Raw genomic sequence first — 23,962 nt, 5'->3', positions numbered from 1 at the left:
AGGTCAAATTGATTATCTCTAAATACGTGCACCGCTTCCCTTTCGACGGCTATACCGCATACTATCACAGCCTGCGAATGAAGCCTGTATTTCTTACGACAGAGGAAGCAGAAGTCTTTGAAGAGGCCATGAGAAATGGTGTGAAGCCTCCCCTTTCCAATGAAACGCTGGAGGCCCTGAAGGAGTATCTCATCGTCACAGACAGTGATGAAGGCATCATCGACTATGTAAGGAGCCATGTACCGGATCCTTACATCTGCCTTGCCTACTTCGTCCTTTCTGAGCAGTGCAATCTGGCATGCAAATACTGCTTTCTCGGCAATGCTGATATCGAGGCGCCCAAGGTCACAAAGTATCCGATGAGCCATGAGACGGCCGACAAGGCCCTCGCCTTCTTCGCCCGCCAGACGAGAGAAGACATGTCCCAGTTCAATGATGAGAAGGAAATCATCTTCTACGGCGGTGAGCCTCTCGTCAATTTCGACACACTGAAATACGTCGTCGAAAGGAGCCGGTACTACCAGGAGCAGCATCTGCTTGGCCCGAAGCTGAAATTCTCCATGATTACGAACGGCACTCTCCTTAATGAGGAAATCGTCCAGTTCCTGATCGATCATAAGATCAACGTCTCCATTTCCATCGACGGCGCGGATGAAGCCAAGAACAGCAACCGCGTCCTGAGAGCCGGCGGCCTGGCATTCCCCCACATCATCAGGAAGCTTCGCCTCACCCAGTCCATGGGACTCCGCTTCGGCCTCTCCATCACGCTTTCTGAGGAAACGATCAAGGATGTCCAGTCGCTGATCAATCTTCTGGACGACCTTGACGTTGATTCCGTCTGCTTCAACATTCTCCTGAAGTCCAAGAACTTCGGCGTTGAAAAGAATTACTACATCAATGCCACTGATTTCATCATTGATTTCTACGAAAAGACGAAGGACAAAGGGGTCTACGAGGACCGCTTCATGAGGAAACTGAAGGCCTTTGCTGAATCCGGCCTCTACTTCTCTGACTGCGCTGCCACGTCCGGCAGTCAGATCGTCATCACACCTGACGGCCAGGTCGGCATCTGCCACGGAGCCATGGAAAAGAGAGAGCACTTCATCGGATCCATTGACGACGAGAATCTCGTCGTCGACAAAAATGCGGAAGTCAATCACTGGAATCATCTGAGCCCTGTCTTCAAGGAAGAATGCCAGAACTGCGAAGCCCTTGGCATCTGCGGAGGCGGATGCCCTGTCAATGCACAGAAGCTGAACAATACCGCATCCATCGATGCAATAGACAAAGCCTTCTGCATCCATGCAAAGAAGGTCCTCGAGTACCTCATCGGAGAGCTTTTGAAATACTCCGTCAGGGAAGCTGAGGAATGTGTGTAAAATCGGCATCCATCAGAAAAGAGCAGTCACCCCGGCTGCTCTTTTTTCTTGGTTTAAACGAAAGATAAATCTTTCTCTTTTCTTTTGCGCTTTTATCAAATCCGCGTTCTCTCCCCGTTTACAATAAATCTTCATTTCTAGTATAATAGATAGTACTAACATGCGATTCTTTTATAAGCTTAATAGATAGAGCCAGGCAGGTCGTGTCTGGCGGGAGGTTTTAATGGCTTCTTTTTGGATGCGGGGACGCACTAGGGCCGCCGGGGTTTTGCTGCTATGCCTCGGTCTTTTTGTGTTCCTGATTTCCGGATGCGGGGATGCTATCAAGAAGGCTGAGATGTCAAAAAATCCGTACGTTTCGTATGCGGATCTTTACAAGTCCGATCCATTGAATCCCAATTATGCTTTTTATTATATGAATGAGACAATCGGGGATAAATTCAATGCTGAACGCAAAGAAGTCGCAGCTTTTGACGAGAAAAAAGGAAAGGAAATCCCAGTGCAGGAGGTTGCGATTGTATATGGCTCGCAGTGGCAGGTTTCGACAAATCCTGCTGCGCGGATAAAGTACCGCGGCGAGGTGCAGAATGGAAAGCCGGAAGGCCTGGGAATCCTTTACTCGGACGGGAAGCCGTTCTACAAGGGCCATTTCAAGAATGGGAAATATGACGGATACGGACAGTATTTTGACAGGATGACGTTTGATTTGGAGAATTACACGAAATATTCGCGTCCGGGTTCGGTAACGCCGCTGCAGGGGCTTTTCACGTACGAGAAGGCTTCTGAGATTTCCTTTACCGGATATGCGCTGAGATATGAGGGCATGTACAAGGACGGCCTCCCCCATGGTGATGGCATTTTATATGCATACGGAAAAATGATGCCGGCGCTGAAGGAAATCGACCAAAAGGCACTGGCGGAAATGAAATCAAATATGGATAAGCGGAGACGATCGCTATCCATTGCCGATTACACGAGGATGAATGATCAGCACCGCGTGCTCCGGGTGCAGTACGAAGCGAAGGTGATGGATTACCTGAATACCTGGCAGAAGGCGCATCCTTTGGCAAAGATTACCATACCTGAGGGCTTTGCGCTGGCAGATGCTCTGGAAACGTATGACATGCCTGCTTACGTCAGGGATCATCATATGAATGAGGAAATCGGAAAGAAGCTCCTTGAAATCCAGAGAGAGTATCAGGATGCGCTCGTCAAGGAAGGCCTTGAATACCCGACGGTTTCTCTCGTCAATGATGAGGTGGAAAAACTCTTCGTCCACATCCCCTTCATCGTCGGCACGTTCTCCGGACCGAATTATGTAGAAAAAGGGACGGAATATTCTTATCTTGGCAACAAACTCTTTGAGGGTGAATTCCAGGGACTCAGCTGGTATCAGGGAAAGCAGTTCTTCACGGACGGCACGGTGCAGTATGAGGGCTACTTCAATGACCGGAATGAATACAACTGGAGAGGCACACTCTATGACAGCTATGGGAATATCGTCTATGACGGCAAGTGGAAAGACGGTACTTATCACGCGAAGTAAAAAAAATAAGTAAAAACACTAAAGGGGTTGTAGAAATGATTGCACATTTCTACAGCCCCCTTTCTTTATTCCCCATAGACAGCGGGACGTCTATTATTTATACTTAATATATATTTCGAATTCTTTAGTACAGAAGGGCCGGGCGGGGAAGGTCTGGTTTGAGGTGTATGATGAGCGCTGGTTGGACGCGTTTCCGTGGATGGGCGTTGTGGATGGTGATGCTTGTCCTTGGCATGGGTATGCTGTTTGCGGGATGCGGAGATACGAAGTCGTCGGTCTCCGGGAATCCCTTTTCTTCGTATGCAGATCTTTACAAGAGGGATCCGCTGAGTACGAATTATGTCTTCTATTACATGAATGAAAAGATCGGCGATGAGTTCAACGACGATCGCAAGGCTGTCGGGCTTTTAGAGTCGAAGAATGAGAAGTCGGTGCCGGTCAAGAGCAGGCGGAATTCGATCAATGGGGAAGAAAAATGGTTCCTCAGTCGGAATCCGGATTCGAAGGTGACGTACAAGGGCGAAATGAAGGATGACAAGCCGGATGGTCTGGGCATCCTCTATGTCAAGGGGCGCGCTTTATATAAAGGGTATTTCAAGAACGGCCAGTACGATGGCTATGGCCAGTATTACGACACGGTCGTGCTGCCGCTCAGCAATTATACGAAGTATATGCGCCCCGGTGAGGAAATGCCGCTGCACGGGCTCTTCCGAAAGGACCAGTATTCTTCGGCCAGTCTTACGGGAAATGCGCTGAAGTACGAAGGAAATTTCAAGGAAGGCCACACTGAAGGCGAGGGCATCCTTTATGAATACCACAAGCTGAAGCCGAAGCTGAATGAAATCGACACCGATGCGCGCGACATTGTTCAGGAAAAGAAGGAGGAGCGCAAGAAGAAGCTCTCCATTTCCGAATACACGAGGCAGAATGCGCTGCACAGGGAGCTCCGGACGGAATATGAGGCGAAGATTATCAATGTCCTGAATGCGTGGCTTGCCCAGCATCCGGGCGCGCAGATCATCATGCCGGATACGTACGATCTGAGCCAGATTCTTGAGACATACGATATGGACAAGATTGCCAAGGATCATTCGATGGGCAGTGAAATCAAGGATAGTCTGCTCTCGATCGAGCAGGAATATCAGGCCCGTCTCATCAAGGAAGGGCTCGAATATCCGTCTGTCACTCTCATCAATGATCAGGTGGAGAATATTTTCAAGGCGATCCCTTTCATCAAAGGTGAATTCAAGGGCATGAGCTACATCGAAGAAGGGACGGAATACTCTGCTGATGGTTACAAACTCTTCACCGGTGAATTCAGCGGCACCCGCTGGGAGGAAGGCAAGGAATTCTACCCGGATGGCCATGTGAAGTATGAAGGCGAGTTCAACGGCAAGAACCAGTATGACGGCAAGGGCACGATGTATGACGAAAGCGGTGACGTTTCCTACAAAGGATACTGGAAAGACGGAGATTACAACGTGGCTTAAAAATAATAAAGGGGCTGTGACAAAATGTGCAATCATTTTGCTACAGCTCTTTTTATGCTGGTATATTCAATTAGAAGATAATCCAACACATTTGTATATTTGTGTTATCTGAAAGCCTCAAAACCTCGCTGCGCTCGAAGGAAATGAACCTCCTCAGTCGCCTACGGCGCCAGCTCCCCCTACGGGGCAAGCTCAAACACCCTTAAACCGAACTTCGTTCGAGAAAAGGAAAAACAGTGTTTTGATGGATTTTGTCACAGCTCCTTTTTGCGTGGACGAAACATCATTTCCTTCTGTATTCTCTTGGTGAGGAGCCTGTCTTTTCCTTGAAGAGTTTCCCGAAGTGGCTGACCTGGTGGAATCCTGCTTCGGCGGCGATGGTGCCTATGGGGTCGTCGGTCGTCTTGAGGCGCCTTGCGGCTTTGGAGAGGCGGAATTCGGTGAGGTACTTGTAGGGCGTGGTGTTCAGGCTCGTCTTGAAGCAGCGGGCGCATTCCGTCTTGCTGATGCTGGCGCTTGCTGCCATGTCTTCGAGGGTGATGTCTTCGCCGTAGTGCTCTTCGATGTACTGGAGGATCTTCTTCATGCGGAGGTGCACAGCACTTTCCTTTCGCTGCTCAGGAAGCGTGATGTTCTTCCGGAGGGTCAGCCAGAGCGAGGCAAGACGGAGGAGGATTTCGTAGGCGTAGTACTCTGTCTTTTCCTTTTCCATATCGGCCAGGATGGCGAGATTTTCATTGACGGATGTCTTCCATGCTTCCTTATTGGCGAAGGAAAGGCAGGTGATTTCCTCGTTTTCCGTGATGCTGTCGACGATGTCACGGGCGGGGCTGCCTTCATAGAAGCCAAGGAAATAAGTTGGAAAGATGAAGCTTTTGTAATGACAGTTTCCAAGTCGGCGGACGGTGTGGATGACGTTCTTATTGATGAAGAATCCCTCCCCCTCGCTGACTTTCCATGATTCATCGAGCGTTTCGAGAACGACGGCGCCTTCCAGGACATAGCCGAACTGAAGATCCTCATGCCAGTGCATGACGTGGAAGCCCGGATTTCTTGGATATGAACGGTCGTTGACGACGTCGAGGACGAGGTATGGGAAATCTGTCTGGCTGTTCAGATTGATGGAATTGATGTATTTCTCTCTTTCTCTTGCCATGGTCCGCTCCTTTGGTTATTTTGTGATAGTTTTCAGTGGTTTTATCATATTTATAGTTGTTTTTCTGTCATATAATTATAGTGTGCTCAGGAAGAAAGTCAAGATTCGGGTATACGCGGTTATTTCCGCGGCAGGGAAACAAGACTCTTCCGGATGGCTGACAGGAATCAGCGTATCAGTCTCGCTGCTTCGTGCCAGCCGCCTGAAGGCCGGCTCCCCGTCCATCAAGTACCGCCGGTTTCCTGCCTTTCAGAATGGCCTTTTGTCCAGGAGGCCATTATCCCGGGACGAAAGAAAGGAGATCATGATGCAGTACACAAGTCACTACGAATCCCCGCTGGGCGTTATGCTCATGGCTGCGGATGATGAGGGCATGACCGGACTCTGGTTCGAAGGGCAGAAATACTTCGCCCGCCTTCTCGCTCCTGCTCACAAGGAAATGGACACCCCCATTCTCCGTGAAGCGAAGCGCTGGCTGGACGTGTATTTCTCAGGAAGGAAACCGGATTTCCAGGTTCCTATCCACATGAATGGAACGGCCTTTCAGAAGGAAGTCTGGGACATTCTCCTCACCATCCCGTATGGGCAGACTATGACCTACGGCGCCATCGCCGGAAGGATCGCAGAGAAGCACGGGCTTTCCCGTATGTCTTCCCAAGCCGTTGGCGGCGCGGTCGGTCATAATGAAATCTCTATCCTTATTCCCTGTCACAGGGTCGTCGGAACAAATGGAAGCCTCACGGGCTACGCCGGCGGCATCGACAAAAAAATACAACTATTGAAACTGGAAAAAGCGGACATGAGCCATTTCTTCATACCGAAGAAAGGAACAGCGCTCTGATCCCATTTCCATGAAAGGAAATCACATGACACAAGCTATCTCCGCGAATGAAACCGCACTTCAAGAAAAGCAGACCAGGGCACGTTACATCCTCGCCCTCGGCCACATGTGCACGGATATCAATCAGGGCACACTGGCAGCGATACTCCCTTTCCTCGTCGCTGCATACCATTATGATTACACCACCGCGGCTCTCCTCGTCATGGCCTCGAACCTTGCCGGATCCATCATCCAGCCGATTTTCGGACACATGGCAGATAAGAAGAACCGTCCTTACTGCATGCTCCTTGGCGTCTGCCTGGCAGGCGGCGGCATGGCGCTCACGGGCTTCCTCTCTAATTTCTATGCCCTCTGCGTCGCTGTCATGATCAGTGGTATCGGCATTGCCCTCTTCCACCCGCAGGCAGCCAAGCTTGTCAATGCTACAAGCGGCGCCAAGAAAAAAGGCACCAGCATGGGCGTCTTCTCCTTTGGCGGAAACCTGGGCTTCACCTTGGGCCCGATTCTTGCCACTTTGGGAATCACGCTCTTCGGCCTCAAAGGCACAATCATCTTTCTCATCCCGCCGATGCTCTTCGGCCTTGCCCTTCCTCTTTTCTTCCCGAAAGACTTAGCCGTCCAAGCGGCAGCCAAGGCTAAGAAGTCTTCGGCAGAAGGGAAAGATGATGTCTGGGCCTTCTGTAAACTCGGCGTCCTCGTGACGCTCCGCTCGATCATCAACAGCGGCATCAGCACCTTCCTTGTCCTCTACATGCTTCACGTCATGCACCAGAGCGACACCGTCAGCAGTGCCATGCTGAGCTGCTACTATGCGATGTCCGCACTTTCTGCCCTCCTTGGCGGAAGACTGGCTGATTACTGGGGCGAAAAGAAGACCATCGTCTTCTCCACCACCCTCCTCGCCTTCGGCCTCATTGCATTCCCGATGGCACCGAATATTTACACAGCAGCCCTCCTCCTCATCCCGATGGGCATGGGCATCGGCCTCTGCTACAGCCCGATGGTCATCTCCGGCCAGCAGTACCTGCCTAACCACATGGGCTTCGCCTCCGGCGTCACCCTGGGCCTTGCCGTCAGCATTGGCGGCACCGTCACTCCGGTTCTCGGCCACATCGCCGACCTGAAAGGCCTCACCGGCGCATTCGTCCTCTTAGGATTCCTCGGCGCAGCCATCTGGATCACCGCTCTCTTCCTCAAGAACCTTAGAACAGAACCAGCTGCAGCACGGGCACAAACAGAGAAATAAAGATAGAAACGAAAAACTCCCGCAGGCATCATACCTGCGAGAGTTTTTTTTGATTTAAATGCTGAATCATTCTTTCAAGAAATTCCGGAATATGGTAATTCGTCATTTCACAAAATTCCAATGACTGATTCATCCGATCCATCCGCCGAGAAAACCGATTCCAACTTTCAACGATGCCTCGTACCATCCATGCTGGCGGCAGAGACCGTAACAATATTCTGATCTACAGCCTTGGCAATATATGAAACGATGTTTTTGACATCTTTGAAGTCCGTACCAATCAAGCCCGGTTTGGCCGTCAGATTAATAACGCTCTGCACGGCCTGGCTTACTACATCATCAATCTGGTTCCATGTATCTATCAAAGATTTCCTCTGTTTGTTTAATGCTTCATCCACCTTGTCGCTCGAGACAGCAAGCAATATATCTGCTTTGGATTTCAGGCAGGTAAGGCCTCGTTTGGCACGATCGTGCCGGATACGGCTCTCAAAACGGAACGGTGTAGTCACTATACCGACAGTCAGCGCACCTGCCTTTTGGGCCCAGGCTGCAATTACAGGAGCGGCCCCGCTGCCGGTGCCTCCACCCACTCCTGTGACAAGAAATACCTGATCCGTATCGTCTATGATTTCTATCAGCTTATCTTTAGCTTCTTTACCAAAATCCTCTTCGGTTTCCACAACTATGCGGTCCAAACCTGCAAAGTCATAGATCTGAATTTTGGTTGCTGCCCGGGATTTTTTCAGTTCATGCTCCCCGGTATCTACTGCCACAAAATCAACATCTTGCAACCCAGCGTCAATCATGTGGTTAAGAGCCTGTATACCCCCACCGCCTATGCCAATGATTTTAATCTCCATTTACGCTCCATGATCCCGTAATTCTGTCTCATCCTGCTATTTAAGATTATTTAGCATGAATGTCTACCACTCTATTTCAGTGTTTCTTTTTCCGCGAGCTGGATCGGAGCTACGCCGCCCATGCTTCTTGTCGGGAGGAGAAGGTAATTGGATAGGTCCGCATCTTTCGGGATGTCAAAGACGTAGACGATGCCATCTGCTGTTTCTCCAGGTCCGACGGAGGAGAGTATCCATGGGATGCTCCAGTCACCTGTGACGTCCATGAGCGCCAGGGAGGCATCAGTATCCATGCTGTAGCGGTCGCCGTTTGTTTTATCGACGACCATGAAGAAGCTGTCTGCGCCTGGCTGGCGGGCGCTGTCTCCGTTATTCGTTTCGTCCACGGTGACAAGGATGTACTTGCCGCCAGCCTGCCTGTTTCCGATGGAGTCTTGTGTCTCTACTTTCGTGGCTTTATAGGTCCAGTCGTCAAAGGTGGTCTGCTGGTTGAGTTCTATGACCTTGGATTCCATAGGAAGGCCCGCCGTGAAGTTCCCCTTGTATTCGTATGTCTTGTCCCCGTTCTTCTTGTACATCCTGCCTTCGCCGTTCAGGCGGTCGTTCTTATAGGTGCCTTCCTTGACGACGCCGATGGCCGGCCATTCTGTCTTGCCCTTGCCGTCGAAGTGGCCTTCCTTGAACTGGCCTTCATAGGTCCATTCCATGCCTGAAGAGTTCTTGGAAACGAACTTTCCTTTTCCGTTCGGAATGCTCGTTTCATTGACCTCGCCCGTATAGGTTCCCGCTCTCTGTCCGAAGGAAAGATCCAGTGTGATCTGTTCGTTCTTGACAGTCTTAGCACCGCAGCCTGCCAGTGTTCCGACAGCCAGCAGGACGGCAATCCCCATGCCCAGTTTTTTCCATTTCATAATAAGCCCCCCGCTTCCTTTGAAATGATATTTCTAAAACTATATCTATATTTATCATTATACTACCTGTATAAGGAATGGTAAAGCAGAGCAAAATCAGACGTGACCCGTTTCAGACTTATGCATTTTATTGATGAGTATAAAAATTTTTGTTGATTTCTTTATTTCTATTTCTAAATCTTTCTATTAACTTACAACTTGTTTAGGAATATAATATAGTTATCAAGGTATCCACGGGTTGTGGATAGAAAAGGAGAGTCATCATGAAAAAACTGACAATGGCAATCGCAGCAGCCGGCTTAGCTCTGGCTTGTGTTTCTGTAGGCGTTCAGGCAGCAGATCCCGCAGCAGCTAACGATCCGGGACGTGACTGGAGAATCGCACTCTACAACGCACAGAAGAAGGGTGCTCCGGATCAGGATCAGAGCATCCATCTGACCGCGCAGCAGAAGGAAGAAGTCGTTCAGGACCAGAAGGATCAGGAAAAGGTAGACCCGAATGACGTTCATCAGCAGGGCCGTGACTGGAGAATCGCTCTGCAGAACGCAGCTGCTAATAAATAATTGAATAGGAAAGACCAATAGAAAAGCTTTGGAAATGCGGCATGCCGTGTTCCAAAGCTTTTTCTGATTTCAGGCGTTCTTTTTCGCGAGTTTTGCCATTTTTTCATTATGAATCTGTTCCCGGATATCCGAGATGGTGAAGATGATGATGGAGAGCCAGATGACACCGAAGCCCGTCATCTGCGTTGCATTGAACGGTTCATTGTAAAGGAAGATGCCGATAAGAAGTGAAATGGTTGGCGAAATGTACTGGCAGAATCCAAGGACGTTCAGTGGGAGGTGATTGGCCCCGACAGAAAAAAGAACGAGCGGAAGGGCACTGACGACGCCAGCCCCGATGAGGCAGACGGTATACACCGTATTTCCAATCAGGAAATGACCCGTCCCCGTCTCACCCAGATAAATGACGTAGCCAAGGAAAATCGGAAGGACGAGGAACGCCTCCAAAGTAATGCTGACGAAAGGACTGATGTGGAGTCCCTTCTTTGCCGCGCCATAGAGGGAAAATGTCAGGGCAACGCCCAGGGAAATATACGGCATGTTGCCCGAGCTGGAAGCTCATCCAGAGAATGCCGCAGGCCGCGATAGCAATCGCAAACCACTTCAAGCGGGAGAGCCGTTCGTGGAAAATCAGGACGCCCAGGAAAACACTCATCAGCGGATTAATATAATACCCGAAACTGGAATCGACGATGTGGTCATTCGTCACTGCCCAGATGAAAATACACCAGTTCGCACAGATCAGAAGGCAGGACGCAATCTGGAGAAGTCCTTTCTTCTTATTATGGATCAGCTCACGAACCGTACTTTTGAAGAGGTCGATCTTCCTGAGGACGATCAGCACAGGAATCATGACGAAGAAGGACCATATGATCCGGTGCGCCAGGATTTCATACGCCCCGACGCCCTCTAAGAGCTTCCAGTAAATCGGAAGAGCACCCCAGAGCAGGAAACATGATATCGTCGCTAAAAACCCCGTTGTTCTCTCACTCATCCTGTCACCGCCTTTTCGAAAAAATATGTTTCTATTTTACTCTAAAATGAAAAGCCGCGCAAAACAAATTCTTCGTCTTTGCGCGGCTTTTTCTATGATAAATTCAGGAAGAGACTCATGTCACTACAGAACGGGTTCTTTTCTGAAATGTGTATGCTGTTCAAATCCGTAAGCAATTTCGATCAGCAGAGACTCTGTCCATGGCCTTCCCATGATTTCCATACCTACCGGTACTCCAATCGGTGCATGTTCACTCGGGGCAAATCCTGCCGGTACACAAATGGACGGGAATCCGATGGAAGAACAAAGAACGCCATTTCTCTGAAGCTGGTGATCTCCCACTTTGCAGACCAGCTGCTGCTGATGTGGATAAACCATGGCATCCAAATTGTTCTCTGCCATGATATTCATAATCTTCTTCGCCATGAGCTTCTGATTTCTAAGCTTTTTCAGGTAAGACAGAGATCCGACTTCTCTTGTCATAGCATCTTCCATATTCTCTTTCGAGAACGGATGATAGAGCCCCTGCTCCAGAATTTCCTTCATGGAATGAATCTTCCAATCCTTGGGCAGCTTTTGCAAATAACTATCCAGATCATGACGGAAATCGTCCAGATGAACGGATACTTCATTGCTTAGGTATACCTGATCAATGTTATCTTTAACAGGTATCAATACTGCTCCCTGCTCTACAAATGCTTTCAGTGCAGTTCTTACTACCTGATTCGTAGACTCATTGACTTTTTCCTTGCCAAACAGACTCTCCAGCACCCCTATTCGTTTCCCTTTGAGACCGTCTTCACGCAATGAATCAGCATATGAGCCTTTCACATGCCCTGCAGACCAGGCTGTTTCATCATCCTGTGGATCATAACCGGCAATGACCGCCAGAGTCCTTGCCGCATCTTCTACTGTCCGGCAGATAGGTCCGGCCGTATCCTGCGTCAGCGAGTATGGAACAATACCAGTTCTTGAGACAAGGCCAAGTGTCGGGCGGATTCCGACCAGTGAATTAGCAGAAGAAGGTGAACGGATCGAATTGATAGTATCAGTGCCAAGGCCGGCCAGTCCCATGTTGGATGCAATAGCCGCACCTGTACCACCTGAAGAGCCCCCCGGCGTTCTGGTTAAGTCATACGGATTTAAAGTCTGCCCCAGTATAGAGCTGATTGTTTCACCCCAAATTGCAAATTCATGAAGATTGGATTTCCCAAGAAATACAGCGCCGGCCTTTCTTAACCGCTCAGTGACAAAAGCATCATCAGGAGGCCTCCAGCCTTTCAGCGCAATCGATCCGGCCGTTGTTTCCATATCCTTCGTGTCGAAGTTGTCTTTCAGAATGGTCGGAACTCCATGCATTGCCCCCATCAAGGCATGGTGCTCTTTGACATATTCATCCATTCTTCTAGCTTCTTCTAAAGCATTAGGATTCACAGTAATCATGGCGCGAAGCTCAGGTCCCTGAAAATTAAATTTCTCTATTCTTTCCAGATACCATTTGACGAGTTCTTCGCAGGAAAATTCCCCGGATAAATACCCCTCCTGAACCTGCTTGATCGTAATTTCTTCAAAATTCCGCATATCGATCCCACCTTATGTTATAAAAATGCTGCTGCAACAAAGATAATACCGGACAAAATCATGATACCGATGGAATATCCCATAATGTCTTTCGCCTTAAGACCCGTAATGCCCAAGAGAGCAATCGCCCAGAATGGCTGAGCCATATTCGTCCATGTATTCCCGTAACCAACCATCAATGCTGTCTTGATCGGATCAGCGCCAATCAGCTTTGCAGATTCGAGAGCGACAGGTCCCTGTACGACCCACTGTCCGCCGCCGGAAGGTACGAACATGTTCACAATCGAAGCAGAAATAAAGGTCCAGAAGTAGAATGTAGTCTCCGTACTAACCCCTGCCATGCCATTTGCCAGAACAGCGACCAGTCCGGAATACTTGACAATACCCATGATGCCCGCATAAAGAGGGAACTGGAAAATAATTCCGGCAGTACCACTGACTGCATCTTTGAAGGCGACCATGTAATTAGCTATATTTCCATAGAGAAGAATCCCTCCAAATAGGAATACCGCATTAAGCATATTGAAATCCAATGCATTCAGCCCTTTTGTATAGAAAGCATAACCAATATAGGTGAACCCGAGAATTCCGAGTGCCCATGCCAGGACCGGACTGTAATTCAGAAATTCGCCTACGGTTGGATGTTCAGGTCTTCCTTTCAGATTTAAGCTTTCCTTTTCAATGGCGGCAATAGCTTCTTCATCTAATGGCTGATACAAATCAGGGCTTTTCGGAAGCAGAAGCGTTGCCATAAGCGGTGGTAAAATCGCCAGAGCTATCGTTACACCGATATTCATAGGATTCAGCATGTACTGGCTCATAGGGACAACGCCGATCAGGTTTTCCATGACATGCCCCGGGGAGGAAATGAAGAGACCAATTGACGAAGATAACATCCCCTGCCAGGTCATCTGGCCGACATAGGCACCTGCTGCCAGGAGTCCGTATTCAAAAGGAATATGCTCCTGCCTTAAGTTTTTTGCCAACTCCTTAGCAAGAATGGCTCCGACAATCAGAGACAACCCCCAGTGAATGAACGATACAATAATACTTACAAATGTTACCGTAAAGACGGCTGACTTGGCGCTCTTCGGAATCGATGCAATATGATCAATCCATTTTTTAATTGCCGGTGCATTGGCAACGCAGGAGCCCGTGATAACGATCAACGCCATCTGCATAGAGAAACCCAGCAGCTCCCAGAATCCCTTGTACCAGTTCTTAACCATCTGGAAAGGCCCCTGATCTGTTAAAGCCACGCCCAGTGCAAAAGCGATAAATGTAAGAACAATAGCGAAAATACTTGCATCAGGCATGTACTTAAGAGACAGCCTTAGCAGTACCTGACCCATCGAGGAAATAAAGTTCCCTCCTTTGTCGTGATAGACCTCCTTAGTCATCTATCAACACTTCCTTTCTTATAAATAAAAACAGCAGAAAAGTATCACCACCATGGTGACTATACTTTTCTGCTGAAAAATGAATCCGACTTGCTGTATACTAGTATCCTTTATGAAGTTGTAAATAATGCTTATTCTCCCAAAATCTGGAATCCCACACCGATTGTCTTGTGCCCGGAAAGTTCATGCATAGCCAGATCGCCATAGAAGCAAAGAGCGAAATGACTTCCCTTGCGGACAACTGCTGCTTTGAAGCAGAAATTCTGCCCAATCGCGTCCGATGCTCTTGTACTCTGCGTAGTTTCAAGTACACAATGCGCTACCGGATGAATATGTTCCTTCTTACGGGAGATGATATCCAGATTTAGGCACAGGTTTATTACGCTTCGTATAATATGAGACTGCGAAGAAATGCCAAACCCTGAAATCATCGTCACGCCGCTGCGGATTCCCATCTCTTTATACTTGGCGATCAGCTCCTTTTCCATCTCGGCAGTCGGTGTCAATGCAAGCAAGATAGCCAGCCTGCATTCCTCTACTCCTGCCTTAGGATCAATTAAGAATTCATCAAAGTTCATAACAGCTCCTCTAAAACAACAAAAAGTAAGCCAACACAAAGCAACGCTGCTTTATATTAACTTACTTCCTTATATACTTACTATACTGATTTTAAATCTATATACTTATATTCTTCAATATTAAAATACTACGATTCCTTCAAAATTAAAAATGCAAAAAATCATTAAGGGATTATAAAAAAATTGTATTATGAAAAACTGAAGAGTCCCACAAAAAAAGCAGCCGAAGCTGCTTCTGATTTCTTTTTATTCTTCGTCGACTTCTTCCAGGACATCCGCAGGTGTCGGAAAGACGGCGATGGTGAGGGCGCTGTTATCGAAGTATTCGACTTCGTAAGTGCCGTCGTCGTAGGCATGGACGATGGTGCCTTCGGTTTCAGCGGGCAGGCCTTTGTAATCAATGACAAGTCGTACGTGATCGAGTGGTTTCATAGGGAGCTCCTTTGTGGAAATGGGGCTTTGCCTCCAAGGGATGATGGGTTCGCGGTGAAAAGGGAAAAAGGTGCCTTGGGCAGTTAGTGCCTTCGCTGGACGAGGCAGCGTCCTGTCGATCGGATTTCCCGGTATTTCATCTTCATAGCGCGCCTTCCCTTTGTGAATAAACTGCGATACGAATGTGATTCTCCCGCCATTATATCCTATCCGATTTTATCGGGAAATACGGTCGGACGTAAGATGCGGTTTTCCTTGATTCACATGCAAAAAGCCCTGACGGTTCCGTTCCGCCAGAGCTTTTTAGTATTCACCTTTAGTATTCACCGTTGTCGCAGATGAGGCCTCTGTGTTTGAGTTCGCGGCCGTATCCCCAGATGCACCACTTATCCCTTTCCTTGCGGGTTTTATTGTACCTGCGGATGGCCGCCTGATAGACGGCGAGGAGTTCTTCATTGCCATACCACTTCGCTTCTGCCTGGCAGTCTTTAATGACATCTGCCTTTTCAGAGAAACCTTCTTCTACGCTTTTTACACAAAATCTTGCGATGCTGCCCACTGCATCCAAAACGCTCATCCTGCTCTACCCTCCCATCCTTTTCCGCCCTGGCAGCTCTGCCTCCCACGCAGAACTCCCAACATACGGTTTTAACGATTTGTTTATATATTCCCTATCATTGTAGCACAGTGGATTTTTATGTCAAATCGCGAAAAGTAATGTGAAATCTTTCGAAATAGTGCGGTAAAAGCGAGGATTTTCCATCTCAGAGACATACGAATGTCCGAAGAGGTATCGCTAAACGTGAAAGTGTCATTAATTTGGGAATCTTTGGCGCTTGTAATAAACGAAATAAAATTTTAATAATTAAATACTGTATTTTTTTATAAGGCATGGAAAAAGCCCGCGGATATGACTGCGGGCCTCCTTGCTTTTCTATTTACTTTCAAGTTCTTTTATTTTCTCGCCGATGGCGTGTTTCATGTCTCTTTCATAGGTATCGAAGATTTTCTTGAACATGTCGTCGAACTTGATGTCTTTGGAAATCCCTTCATTGATTCCCTGGATGAGGTCTTTGCCGTATTCATCGACGAGGGCTTTGTACTGATCGATGACGTAGGCGCCGTTGGAGCGGAAGAAGCCGGTATCCTTTTTCAGTTCCTTGATTTCATAGGCATGGGAATACGGTTCATCGCTGTCGCTTTTTACGCTGTCCTCAACGGTTTCTTCTAAATCATCCATGCCCCAAGCGGAGGTTTCAAATTCGCTGAAGCAGGTCTCATCCGCCGTTGGAGATACTACGATTTCCTTCCATGATTCGGGCAAGTCGCTTTCGTCGGGTGAGACGGCGTCCCATCTGGCATAGACGGCGCCGAGGAGGTCCTGCACGTCTTTGTTGTATTCGTAGAAATAGCTCCACGGATTGTCTGCCGGGAGGTAGTAGGCGCTGAGGCGCTCTGCCTTGTAGCGGGCCAGGATCTGCCTCGTCATCATGTTGCGGATATCTTCGTCATAGACATGGTTCTTGAAGCATTTCATGAGAGCCTCGTTTGCGTCGTCCCAGGAGGAAAATGTCTCTTCCGGATAATCATAATCAAGAGGGAGGTCGGTGATATCATACCCGGGATCGGGATGGAATTCCGGTCTTTTCAGCTTGAAATGATCCCTGAAATCCCTCATTTCTTCCAGAAGGCGCTCCTTTGATTCTGCAAGGACGCGGGAGTCAGCGGTTTCCTTTTTGAGGGACGAGAGATGCAGTTCATGGATCGGGCAGATCCTCTCTACTTCTTCCAGATCGGGAAGGTCTTTATCCGTGACCATCATCCCCGGGATGGCACGCGCGATGCCGTCTGTCGTTTCTTCTATGTATTTCTTATTGTGCAGGCAGATGCCGCAGCCGATGCACTTTTCTCCAATGATGACTCTTTTCATGATTTTCTCCCGTTAAATGCCCGCTTCAAGGCACATGGACTGGGCTTCGGTGAGGAGTTCCACCCCGCTGGCAATGAGTTCCTGTCCGTTTTCTGCAATCTTGCCCTGGCTGTCCATGATAGGAACGGTCAAGATGGTGCAGACGGCACCGGCGAGATTGGCGCAGGTCACATGAGGATATTGACGTCTTCATCGGTGTAAGCGCATTTATCCGTACCCTTTTCCTGAATCAGCTGGTCACAGGCAGCAATGGCTCTCGTGAAGAGAAGGTTCATGGCAGCGGTAATTTCAGCGATTCTGTCTGCAAACTGGCAGATAGCGCGGCATATCTGCGCATGGCTTTCTGCCTGGGCATAGACGGCATTGGCCGCTCTCATCTGCCTGCCAGCTGCAATGAGGGCTCTTTCGGAATCCTTTTTCATGGACGCGCCCACGCCAAGGGTCAGAAATGCAATGCCGCCGGAAGCGGCGATAGAGGCAAGCGTCACGCCGGCTGTTGCGCCGATGGCAGCAGCGCCTATTTCGAGACCTCCGCCAGCCGCAAAGTTCACCGGGCCTTCGAGAAGCCATGTGGAAGCGAGTTCATTGCTGCTGAGCCCCTCATACGACTCGATTGCCGAAACAGGCAGGTCCCCGATGCGCGCCAGATCCGTCGTATGGATAACGGCCGGCGGGAGGGACTCGTAGAGGACGGTCTGTATTTTCCCATAGACTTTGACGAACCGGGGAAGCGTGTACTCCATGATGGCCTGACGTTTCCTTACGATATTATTCAGCCGGCGCTGCATGCGGTCAGCTTCCTGTTTCTGGAGGAGCCATCCTTCTGCTTCCCTGGCAATGGCCTCGAGCCTTTTTTCCTCAGCTTCCTCCTCCATGCTGTGGCTTTCGTTGATATCGTAAAGAAATTTCCCGATAATTCCTGCACCTACGATTAACGGAATCATGATGCCGCCCCCTTAGAATTTCAGGATCAATGGCTGATCCCACTGCGCCTTGTATTCATCCTTGGAATGGAAAAGGACGGTCTTCCCCCAGTAAGCAAGGACTTTGTCTATTCCTTTCGTGACGGTGTCATAGTCTGTATCCGAGGAAAGAGCGCCAGTGAAGATTTCATGAAGTCCATCTCCCATGACGGAATCGAAATGGGCAAGTTCTTCTTCAGTCATCTTCTGGTATTCATCCTGGCGTTTGCGGATGATTTCTTCGACCTTCTTATAGATTTCATTAATCGTCTCAGATTTTTCGTTGTACACTTCGATGGACTCCTCGCCCGCCAGAAGCTGGTTTCCCGTAAGGCCCATGGCAATCGATGCAATCATGCCTCCAAGGAGCGCGCCTCCGGTCATGCCGAGTGGTCCCAGAATGGCGCCTGCAGCAGCACCGCATTCAGCGCCTTCCCACGACGCGGCGAGGGACGTGACGCGGTAACCGGCATCCTGGGCAAATTTCTGCCCTGTGATTTCCCCGTTCACGTACTGTTTCAAAGGCTGGCTGAGCTCAATACCTGCCTGAAGGACGAGAACGCCTACATTCGAGCGCAGGAGTGTATTAACCAGATGGCTCGTCGTCCCTCTTGTCATCGTCAGTGCTGCCTGATAAGCACCGCCGGCTGCCGTGATCGTCCCGACTGTCTTGGCCATATCCTTGGCCGCATCATCGGCATCTTTCTTTCCCATGATGACATCGGCTGCCTGCATGCAGCTTTTGATGATCAGGGCAGGAGCCGCGATGCGGATCGTCAGAGACGCCCCCTTGTAGAACTCGCCGCCTGCTTTCTGGACGGTCTTCAGGGCGACTTTCTTGCCAAGCTCTATTTCCGCATTGGCCGCATGCGCCCCTCGTGTGAGCTTTGTCCCTGTGCTCAGACGATTTTTCATGGAAGTCAGTTCCTCCCACTCCGTCTTCGCGCCTTTAGCGGCATTCGCACGCAGGGATGCCCAATAGAGTTTCCTGTTCGTTCCGGCATAATCTCCGCGGATCCTCAGATCTGCCTTCGCATGGAAATGGCCTATCGCTTCCGATGATGACACCAGCGCTGCCGCATCCACTCCCTCTTCTGCGGCCCCCAGTGCTGTTTTCTCCCGTTTCTCTTCGTCCATGTTCTCCACCTTGCTTTTTTATAACAAATGGACATTTTATAAACAGTTCCTGCGATACCTTATTATCTTAATTATACAAACCTAATAATCCTGCTTCCAATTCCTAAAAGTACCAAGATATCTATGTTTTTGTGCATAAAAGACATAGAGAAATCCCCAAAGAGAATGGAGGCATCCCTGCCTGCGTTTCTAAATTATGAAATATTTTTTTAATAGTTTCTGTAAGAAATTGGAAATCGCAGCCATAAAAAAAGAACCGTGGAAATATGCGCATTCCACAGCCCTTATTCATCAGTCCCTTGAGAGAATTCCTCTCTTTTTCAGCTCGTTTCTATATCCATAGGCGCACCATTTATCTTCCTCGTGGTGTGTCTTCTTGTACTGTTCACGGGTGACCTTGTACATCTGTACGAGCTCACGGTCATTGAAGATGCGTGCCTCGTTTTGATAGTACTCCAGCTTTTGCTCCTTACCCTTATTTTCCTTCCATCCTTCGTTTCTCAAGCTTTCAATCGCGCCCCAGAACCCCATGCAGATCCTCCTTTCTTTCTTCTGCCATTCTTCCCCTGCATGGCACTTCGAAATTTTTCTTTACAGTTTATTTATAAACCTTTTACTATTTTATCACTATTTTTATTTATGTCAATCTTTAAATGTATCCCAGATTATCGATGTTTACTGCATTTTTCAGATTTATCAATATACAACGCTTCCGTGCGCGTTCCGTAAAATATAAACTGCCTGCTATTGTGTATACTTTATTTTTGAAATATTTTATTTATACTTCTGAATGTGCTTTTACAGATTTCAAAGAAGATAGAAGAACCTGGTGCTTCTGCCGGGATAATCCATTTCTCCCACGTAAAAAGCCTCGCAGCTCTGCCGTGGGGCTTTTCTGTCTGCTATTCAATTGTTGTTAATCGGTCAGACCGCGTTTCTTGAGCTCATTTTTATAGCCGTACGCGCACCACTTGTCTTCCTCGTGCTGTGTCCTTTGGTAGGTTTGCTCACTGATTTTGTACATGTCGATGAGTTCGCGGTCATTGAAAATCCCCGCTTCCTCTTCGTAGTACCTGATTTTCTGATACTTCGGCTCCGGCTCTCCCTTAATTCTCGCTCCTACTTTCGCGATCCTTCCTGCTATCCTCCGCCATCCCATGTTAAAACCTCCATCTCTTCCATGCCTTTCCCCGGGCATGGCTGCTAACATGAAATTTATATAGATATCTATATATCTAATTTTCTCAATTATACTATTTTAATCCATGCTGTCAAATCAATTATTTCTTTCTGGAAATCCCATGAAATCGACGATATTATGTAGCAATTCTAGACAATTGTCTACCATGATTCGAACGATTATAAAGAACTTTTTCTATGTATACTTAATAAATGATATACATTTGCGTCTAACTGACACTTTGTAAGATTCATTCTTTACTCTGCGGGTGTCCATTTCAAGGAAACAAAAAAAGAGCGGCACATGGCTGCTCTTCTTTCTGTCTGCTATTTCTTGCTCTCTTCCCATACCTTCCTGGCGCAGGGCACGAGCTCTTTGGCTTCTTTTGTCCGGAGGAATCTTGGATCGAGGCCGTTGGGTCCCAGGCGGAAGCGGTCGAGGGCGTCGGCGTCCTTGAATATTTTATAAAGGAGAATCTCGTCCTTGAGCGGCGGTTTCTTCTGTTTCATGGCTTCGATGCCGAGGGTATCGTCCCTGTCGTGAAAGCTCATGACGTCGAATACGCGCTGATCGAAGGAAAGACCGCCTTTTTCGCAGTATTCCCTGTAATATGCAGCGGCTCTGTCGCCGTGGCCGGTATCGTAGCCGTCTTCCATGCGGCGGGAGTCGTGGAAAACGGAAGCGGCGCCAAGGGCTTCGCGGTCATCTTGAGGAAGTTTCATTTCTTCTGCAATGAGGAGGGCAAAGAGAAGGACGCAGGCGCAATGTTCTTCAGTGTGTATCTCGCTGCCCTTCATAAGGAAGCGCACGTTGTCATGAAGAAACTTGCGCCAGCGGGCATAATCGGATGCGATGGAAGAAGGAATATTCATGGAATCAGCTCCTTTCTTACCTATTATAAAGCAGGAAACGGATCCTTGCGGAATTCATTACCTGCTCTTTCTTACATGGCTTTCTTGATTTCTCTCAGCACATCAGCGATCTTGCCGTCGATGCCGTAGGATTTATTCTTGATGTTTTCTGTGATGTAGACTTCGCCAAGGTTGATGGTGATGTAGGTGGCCTTCGGTTCAGCTGCGGTAAGGCGCATGAGCGGGCCCTTGATGAGCTGATTTCTCCAGCCGATGCCCAGTTCCAGGATGACGAGGCGTTTTCCATGATACTTTTCAAGGAATGCGCCGAGGCGCTGGCCGCCGTCGTCTGCCACATACCGGTCAGCGGCGCCCATCATATGGATGTCCATAGGAGAGCCGCATTTCGGGCATGTCGGAGTGATCTCCCCCGGCACAAGGCCGTCTTTTTCTGCTTTGTGCATTTCCTCTGCTTTTTCAAGGACGGGATAAAGGGTGTCATGGCAGGCAGCCCGGCACTGCATGGTGAGCCAGTTTCCTTCGATTTCATCAATCTTCTCCGGATCGAAGCCGCTCATTTCGAAGTGGCATTCACCATTGGAGGTGAGGACGAAGTAGTCCTTCTGTCCGATGATATCCCGGAGGTCCTTCATGACGGGCGTCTCTTCGTACTCCGCGCAGTAATGGTGGATGAGGCGGCTCCAGAAGCCCCATTTCTCCGATTCGGTCGGCCAGTGGGCCGTCATGCCGTGAAGGAGGCAGGTGATGCCATAGTTTCTTTTGAAATCGCCGAAGAGGTCTTCGAAGGCTTTATTGTCCGCAAAGATGTGGAGCCCTTCAGTAATGGAAAGGCCGTTGCTGGCGCCGATCAGGACAGCGTCGGCCTGCTTGATTTTTTCTGCAATTGCCTGATAGTCCATTTCTTACTCCTCCCCTTTCTTTTTGACAGCTGCGGTCAGGACTTCTGCAATATCTCCCAAGATGGTCATGCCCTTGTCCTCGATCTGTCGCGGAAGGAAATCGAACTGGTTGTTCACGCCGATGTATCTTGCATGCGGCAGGCCCATGGTGAGCTGCCAGAATGGTTCCTGGATGAACATCGGTGTCATGCGGCCGACACCGAGCTCAATGAAGAGGATCTTTGCATCCTTATGTGATGCAATGTAGCTGGATGCCTTTTCGTACTGCTCTTCATACTTCTTTCCCTGCAGGAAATTGCCGTATCCTCTGACCCAGGGGAAGGCTTCGCCGCCGCAGTGCGGGCAGCGCGGAATCATGTCCTTTGGAATCTTGATGCCGTCTCCCATGGCGCGGATCATGTCTTCTACGGGCTTTACTGCATCCCACGTGTCATCCTGGCAGCAGGAGGCGCACTGGAAGAAACGGTGGTCGCCCTGCAGCTCTGCGACTTTACTCTCCGGATAGAGTTTGATGAACTGCGTATCCTGGTTCGTCGTGATGACGAAGAAATCCTTCCCCTTGAGCAGGGTGTCCAGATCATGGTACGGTGCACGGACGGGCGCGGTCAGTGTCGTATGAAGGAATGTCGCGAGGAATGCCCAGAAGGCTGCACGGTCATTCCAGTGGCGGAACATGCCGTCAAAGGCGCCATTGAAGTGGTAGACTTCCTCGAACTTGCCGAAGTATTTCTTGAAGGAATCGTTATTTTCATAGTAGAAATTGCCGCCGCCAGCCGCAGAAAGGCCGGAAGCGCCGCCCACGATGACGCAGTCCGCATCGCGGATTTCCTGAACGAGACGATCGATTTTCTCATCCATCGAAAGCTTGGATGGGCCGGCCAGCTCGTAAGGCGTGCCGCCTCTTCTGTAAATGCCGTAATATTTCTGGAAATTCATTTGTGTCTGCATGACAAGATCTTCGTAAAAACTCATGGCTGTTCTCCTTATTGCTGTAAATATTATTCTTACACCCATATATTACAGACTTCTTGCCATCCTGTCAATCTGTTGTTATAATTTAATGTACAGCAAAGGAGCGATTTCCATGAAATACTCGACAAAAGTGAGCGATGCCGTCCACATCCTTTCCTTCATTGCGCTGAATGCGAGGGAAAGCCTGACGAGCCAGGCCATCGCAGAAAGCGTCAGGACGAACCCCGCCTTCGTGAGGCAGATGATGTCGTCCCTCAGAAACGCAGGTCTCCTGACAAGCATCAAAGGCCATGCCAAGCCGGCCCTCTCCCGGGATGCGAAGGACATATCCCTTCTGGACGTTTACCGCGCCGTCGAAGGCGACAAGCCCCTCCTCCATCAGGACACGCACACGAATCCGGAATGCGGCGTGGGCGTCAATATCCAGCTCGTCATCCGTGACTGCTACGACCAGGTGCAGAAAAAGGCAGAAGAGGAAATGGCCTCCATCAGCATGCAGGATATCCTGGACCAGTACGAGAAAAGGCTGGAAAAGCAGGGCGTCTGATATAGCAGCGCAAGATGCCGGGGCTTTCCTGCCTTTCCTTCCGTTTTGCGGAATAGTACAATAAAGAAAAGAATAAAGTTACAGTGTCTTATGTTTATCTTTCTGTACCAAAAGCGGGGTGTCTTATATGCGGAAATTAAAAGCAATTGTTTTGGCCGGCATTTTATCTGTCACGTGTGCCTTCAGTGTTTCAGCGGCAAGCGGGATCATCGATGTCTACGGCGACGAAGCATATGACAGCAATGGGAATATGTACTGGAAAGATGGAGATACAACGTATTCGAGCGACGGGAGAATGTACATCACCGACGGCGACATGACGTATGGCAGTGACGGCAGGACGTATATGCGATGCGGCGATATGATTTACGGCTCTGACGGAAGCAGTGCCACAATCATTGATGATATGATCTACTACGATGAACCCGATGATCAGGATCAGGACCAGGATGACGTCTTCCCCTACCTTTATTAAACAAAAGAGCTGAG

General features: G+C 49.0%; 26 protein-coding genes and 1 pseudogene. 8 read left to right on the top strand and 19 right to left on the bottom strand.

Annotated elements, in window-relative coordinates; genetic code table 11:
* Positions 1–8 precede the first annotated feature (8 nt).
* From OIM03_02230 to OIM03_02220, 3 genes are all read left to right on the top strand, one after another.
* A complete protein-coding gene (locus OIM03_02230; GenBank protein ID HJI73090.1) occupies positions 9–1,379 on the top strand; it encodes a FibroRumin system radical SAM peptide maturase in 1,371 nt (456 codons plus the stop codon).
* A 337-nt stretch (positions 1,380–1,716) separates the two neighbouring features.
* Complete coding sequence (locus OIM03_02225) at positions 1,717–2,925, top strand: hypothetical protein (protein HJI73089.1); 1,209 nt, start codon at positions 1,717–1,719, stop codon at positions 2,923–2,925.
* Positions 2,926–3,092: 167 nt separating this feature from the next.
* On the top strand, positions 3,093–4,415 hold the full coding sequence (locus OIM03_02220) for a hypothetical protein (GenBank protein ID HJI73088.1): 1,323 nt from the start codon (positions 3,093–3,095) through the stop codon (positions 4,413–4,415).
* A gap of 283 nt (positions 4,416–4,698) precedes the next feature.
* Here the strand turns inward: OIM03_02220 and OIM03_02215 are convergent, their stop codons facing one another.
* Positions 4,699–5,571 (bottom strand): AraC family transcriptional regulator, encoded by an 873-nt coding sequence (locus OIM03_02215; GenBank protein ID HJI73087.1) that lies wholly within the window; start codon positions 5,569–5,571, stop codon positions 4,699–4,701.
* A gap of 307 nt (positions 5,572–5,878) precedes the next feature.
* Between OIM03_02215 and OIM03_02210 the strand changes: the two genes are divergently transcribed.
* Both OIM03_02210 and OIM03_02205 read left to right on the top strand, forming a co-directional pair.
* Positions 5,879–6,412, top strand: coding sequence for a methylated-DNA--[protein]-cysteine S-methyltransferase (locus OIM03_02210; protein ID HJI73086.1), 534 nt, complete (start codon positions 5,879–5,881; stop codon positions 6,410–6,412).
* Positions 6,413–6,437: 25 nt separating this feature from the next.
* On the top strand, positions 6,438–7,658 hold the full coding sequence (locus OIM03_02205; protein ID HJI73085.1) for an MFS transporter: 1,221 nt from the start codon (positions 6,438–6,440) through the stop codon (positions 7,656–7,658).
* 167 nt (positions 7,659–7,825) lie between these two features.
* On the opposite strand, the gene OIM03_02200 is transcribed toward OIM03_02205, so the two are convergent.
* Positions 7,826–8,518 (bottom strand): hypothetical protein, encoded by a 693-nt coding sequence (locus tag OIM03_02200; protein HJI73084.1) that lies wholly within the window; start codon positions 8,516–8,518, stop codon positions 7,826–7,828.
* A 71-nt stretch (positions 8,519–8,589) separates the two neighbouring features.
* Positions 8,590–9,426: a DUF4352 domain-containing protein gene (locus OIM03_02195; GenBank protein HJI73083.1), complete on the bottom strand. Its 837-nt coding sequence runs from the start codon at positions 9,424–9,426 to the stop codon at positions 8,590–8,592.
* A 263-nt stretch (positions 9,427–9,689) separates the two neighbouring features.
* On the opposite strand from OIM03_02195, the gene OIM03_02190 reads away from it, so the two are divergent.
* The gene (locus tag OIM03_02190; GenBank protein ID HJI73082.1) at positions 9,690–9,989 is read left to right on the top strand and encodes a hypothetical protein; all 300 of its coding nucleotides are present in this window, start codon (positions 9,690–9,692) and stop codon (positions 9,987–9,989) included.
* A 69-nt stretch (positions 9,990–10,058) separates the two neighbouring features.
* Here the strand turns inward: OIM03_02190 and OIM03_02185 are convergent, their stop codons facing one another.
* From OIM03_02185 to OIM03_02110, 16 genes and pseudogenes are all read right to left on the bottom strand, one after another.
* Positions 10,059–10,529: a hypothetical protein gene (locus OIM03_02185; GenBank protein HJI73081.1), complete on the bottom strand. Its 471-nt coding sequence runs from the start codon at positions 10,527–10,529 to the stop codon at positions 10,059–10,061.
* A 61-nt stretch (positions 10,530–10,590) separates the two neighbouring features.
* Positions 10,591–10,983, bottom strand: a pseudogene (locus tag OIM03_02180) (EamA family transporter).
* 123 nt (positions 10,984–11,106) lie between these two features.
* Positions 11,107–12,564 (bottom strand): amidase family protein, encoded by a 1,458-nt coding sequence (locus OIM03_02175; protein HJI73080.1) that lies wholly within the window; start codon positions 12,562–12,564, stop codon positions 11,107–11,109.
* A gap of 17 nt (positions 12,565–12,581) precedes the next feature.
* A complete protein-coding gene (locus OIM03_02170) occupies positions 12,582–13,964 on the bottom strand; it encodes a TIGR00366 family protein (GenBank protein HJI73079.1) in 1,383 nt (460 codons plus the stop codon).
* Positions 13,965–14,095: 131 nt separating this feature from the next.
* Positions 14,096–14,542 (bottom strand): HutP family protein, encoded by a 447-nt coding sequence (locus OIM03_02165; GenBank protein ID HJI73078.1) that lies wholly within the window; start codon positions 14,540–14,542, stop codon positions 14,096–14,098.
* Positions 14,543–14,788: 246 nt separating this feature from the next.
* A complete protein-coding gene (locus OIM03_02160; GenBank protein HJI73077.1) occupies positions 14,789–14,974 on the bottom strand; it encodes a DUF4926 domain-containing protein in 186 nt (61 codons plus the stop codon).
* A 316-nt stretch (positions 14,975–15,290) separates the two neighbouring features.
* The gene (locus tag OIM03_02155; protein HJI73076.1) at positions 15,291–15,551 is read right to left on the bottom strand and encodes a hypothetical protein; all 261 of its coding nucleotides are present in this window, start codon (positions 15,549–15,551) and stop codon (positions 15,291–15,293) included.
* 357 nt (positions 15,552–15,908) lie between these two features.
* Positions 15,909–16,904 carry a ferredoxin gene (locus OIM03_02150; protein HJI73075.1) on the bottom strand — a complete coding sequence of 332 codons (996 nt, stop codon included), beginning with the start codon at positions 16,902–16,904 and terminating at the stop codon, positions 15,909–15,911.
* 12 nt (positions 16,905–16,916) lie between these two features.
* The gene (locus OIM03_02145; GenBank protein HJI73074.1) at positions 16,917–17,075 is read right to left on the bottom strand and encodes a hypothetical protein; all 159 of its coding nucleotides are present in this window, start codon (positions 17,073–17,075) and stop codon (positions 16,917–16,919) included.
* A complete protein-coding gene (locus OIM03_02140; GenBank protein HJI73073.1) occupies positions 17,072–17,848 on the bottom strand; it encodes a hypothetical protein in 777 nt (258 codons plus the stop codon). Before OIM03_02140 ends, OIM03_02145 begins: the two co-directional genes overlap by 4 nt.
* Positions 17,849–17,860: 12 nt before the next feature.
* Entirely contained in the window at positions 17,861–19,003 is a 1,143-nt protein-coding gene (locus tag OIM03_02135) for a hypothetical protein (GenBank protein HJI73072.1), read from the bottom strand.
* 291 nt (positions 19,004–19,294) lie between these two features.
* Positions 19,295–19,534 (bottom strand): hypothetical protein, encoded by a 240-nt coding sequence (locus tag OIM03_02130; protein HJI73071.1) that lies wholly within the window; start codon positions 19,532–19,534, stop codon positions 19,295–19,297.
* 385 nt (positions 19,535–19,919) lie between these two features.
* Positions 19,920–20,213 carry a hypothetical protein gene (locus tag OIM03_02125; protein HJI73070.1) on the bottom strand — a complete coding sequence of 98 codons (294 nt, stop codon included), beginning with the start codon at positions 20,211–20,213 and terminating at the stop codon, positions 19,920–19,922.
* Positions 20,214–20,509: 296 nt separating this feature from the next.
* On the bottom strand, positions 20,510–21,055 hold the full coding sequence (locus OIM03_02120) for an HD domain-containing protein (protein ID HJI73069.1): 546 nt from the start codon (positions 21,053–21,055) through the stop codon (positions 20,510–20,512).
* A 71-nt stretch (positions 21,056–21,126) separates the two neighbouring features.
* Complete coding sequence (locus tag OIM03_02115) at positions 21,127–21,954, bottom strand: hypothetical protein (GenBank protein ID HJI73068.1); 828 nt, start codon at positions 21,952–21,954, stop codon at positions 21,127–21,129.
* 3 nt (positions 21,955–21,957) lie between these two features.
* On the bottom strand, positions 21,958–22,926 hold the full coding sequence (locus OIM03_02110) for a hypothetical protein (protein ID HJI73067.1): 969 nt from the start codon (positions 22,924–22,926) through the stop codon (positions 21,958–21,960).
* A gap of 112 nt (positions 22,927–23,038) precedes the next feature.
* On the opposite strand from OIM03_02110, the gene OIM03_02105 reads away from it, so the two are divergent.
* Together OIM03_02105 and OIM03_02100 are read left to right on the top strand one after the other, a co-directional pair.
* Positions 23,039–23,473 carry an Rrf2 family transcriptional regulator gene (locus tag OIM03_02105; protein HJI73066.1) on the top strand — a complete coding sequence of 145 codons (435 nt, stop codon included), beginning with the start codon at positions 23,039–23,041 and terminating at the stop codon, positions 23,471–23,473.
* Positions 23,474–23,600: 127 nt separating this feature from the next.
* Complete coding sequence (locus tag OIM03_02100; protein ID HJI73065.1) at positions 23,601–23,948, top strand: hypothetical protein; 348 nt, start codon at positions 23,601–23,603, stop codon at positions 23,946–23,948.
* The last annotated feature ends 14 nt before the right edge of the window (positions 23,949–23,962 follow it).

The organism is Veillonellaceae bacterium, assembly GCA_025992895.1.
In the GTDB taxonomy this organism is placed as follows: Bacteria; Bacillota; Negativicutes; order Veillonellales; family Dialisteraceae; genus Dialister.
The sequence above is the reverse complement of the archived record's forward strand: the minus strand, read 5'-3'. Positions and strand labels throughout refer to the sequence as shown.

Excerpts from the sequence above, each read along its gene's own strand:
- OIM03_02220 (HJI73088.1), top strand. The coding sequence starts at position 3,093 with ATGATGAGCGCTGGTTGGACGCGTTTCCGTGGATGGGCGTTGTGGATG.
- OIM03_02150 (HJI73075.1), bottom strand. The coding sequence starts at position 16,904 with ATGAAAAGAGTCATCATTGGAGAAAAGTGCATCGGCTGCGGCATCTGC.
- OIM03_02205 (HJI73085.1), top strand. The coding sequence starts at position 6,438 with ATGACACAAGCTATCTCCGCGAATGAAACCGCACTTCAAGAAAAGCAG.
- OIM03_02170 (HJI73079.1), bottom strand. The coding sequence starts at position 13,964 with ATGACTAAGGAGGTCTATCACGACAAAGGAGGGAACTTTATTTCCTCG.
- OIM03_02210 (HJI73086.1), top strand. The coding sequence starts at position 5,879 with ATGCAGTACACAAGTCACTACGAATCCCCGCTGGGCGTTATGCTCATG.
- OIM03_02190 (HJI73082.1), top strand. The coding sequence starts at position 9,690 with ATGAAAAAACTGACAATGGCAATCGCAGCAGCCGGCTTAGCTCTGGCT.
- OIM03_02165 (HJI73078.1), bottom strand. The coding sequence starts at position 14,542 with ATGAACTTTGATGAATTCTTAATTGATCCTAAGGCAGGAGTAGAGGAA.
- OIM03_02130 (HJI73071.1), bottom strand. The coding sequence starts at position 19,534 with ATGGGGTTCTGGGGCGCGATTGAAAGCTTGAGAAACGAAGGATGGAAG.
- OIM03_02195 (HJI73083.1), bottom strand. The coding sequence starts at position 9,426 with ATGAAATGGAAAAAACTGGGCATGGGGATTGCCGTCCTGCTGGCTGTC.
- OIM03_02200 (HJI73084.1), bottom strand. The coding sequence starts at position 8,518 with ATGGAGATTAAAATCATTGGCATAGGCGGTGGGGGTATACAGGCTCTT.
- OIM03_02135 (HJI73072.1), bottom strand. The coding sequence starts at position 19,003 with ATGGACGAAGAGAAACGGGAGAAAACAGCACTGGGGGCCGCAGAAGAG.
- OIM03_02140 (HJI73073.1), bottom strand. The coding sequence starts at position 17,848 with ATGATTCCGTTAATCGTAGGTGCAGGAATTATCGGGAAATTTCTTTAC.
- OIM03_02215 (HJI73087.1), bottom strand. The coding sequence starts at position 5,571 with ATGGCAAGAGAAAGAGAGAAATACATCAATTCCATCAATCTGAACAGC.
- OIM03_02225 (HJI73089.1), top strand. The coding sequence starts at position 1,717 with ATGTCAAAAAATCCGTACGTTTCGTATGCGGATCTTTACAAGTCCGAT.
- OIM03_02185 (HJI73081.1), bottom strand. The coding sequence starts at position 10,529 with ATGCCGTATATTTCCCTGGGCGTTGCCCTGACATTTTCCCTCTATGGC.
- OIM03_02110 (HJI73067.1), bottom strand. The coding sequence starts at position 22,926 with ATGAGTTTTTACGAAGATCTTGTCATGCAGACACAAATGAATTTCCAG.
- OIM03_02155 (HJI73076.1), bottom strand. The coding sequence starts at position 15,551 with ATGAGCGTTTTGGATGCAGTGGGCAGCATCGCAAGATTTTGTGTAAAA.
- OIM03_02175 (HJI73080.1), bottom strand. The coding sequence starts at position 12,564 with ATGCGGAATTTTGAAGAAATTACGATCAAGCAGGTTCAGGAGGGGTAT.
- OIM03_02105 (HJI73066.1), top strand. The coding sequence starts at position 23,039 with ATGAAATACTCGACAAAAGTGAGCGATGCCGTCCACATCCTTTCCTTC.
- OIM03_02120 (HJI73069.1), bottom strand. The coding sequence starts at position 21,055 with ATGAATATTCCTTCTTCCATCGCATCCGATTATGCCCGCTGGCGCAAG.
- OIM03_02100 (HJI73065.1), top strand. The coding sequence starts at position 23,601 with ATGCGGAAATTAAAAGCAATTGTTTTGGCCGGCATTTTATCTGTCACG.
- OIM03_02115 (HJI73068.1), bottom strand. The coding sequence starts at position 21,954 with ATGGACTATCAGGCAATTGCAGAAAAAATCAAGCAGGCCGACGCTGTC.
- OIM03_02160 (HJI73077.1), bottom strand. The coding sequence starts at position 14,974 with ATGAAACCACTCGATCACGTACGACTTGTCATTGATTACAAAGGCCTG.
- OIM03_02125 (HJI73070.1), bottom strand. The coding sequence starts at position 20,213 with ATGTTAGCAGCCATGCCCGGGGAAAGGCATGGAAGAGATGGAGGTTTT.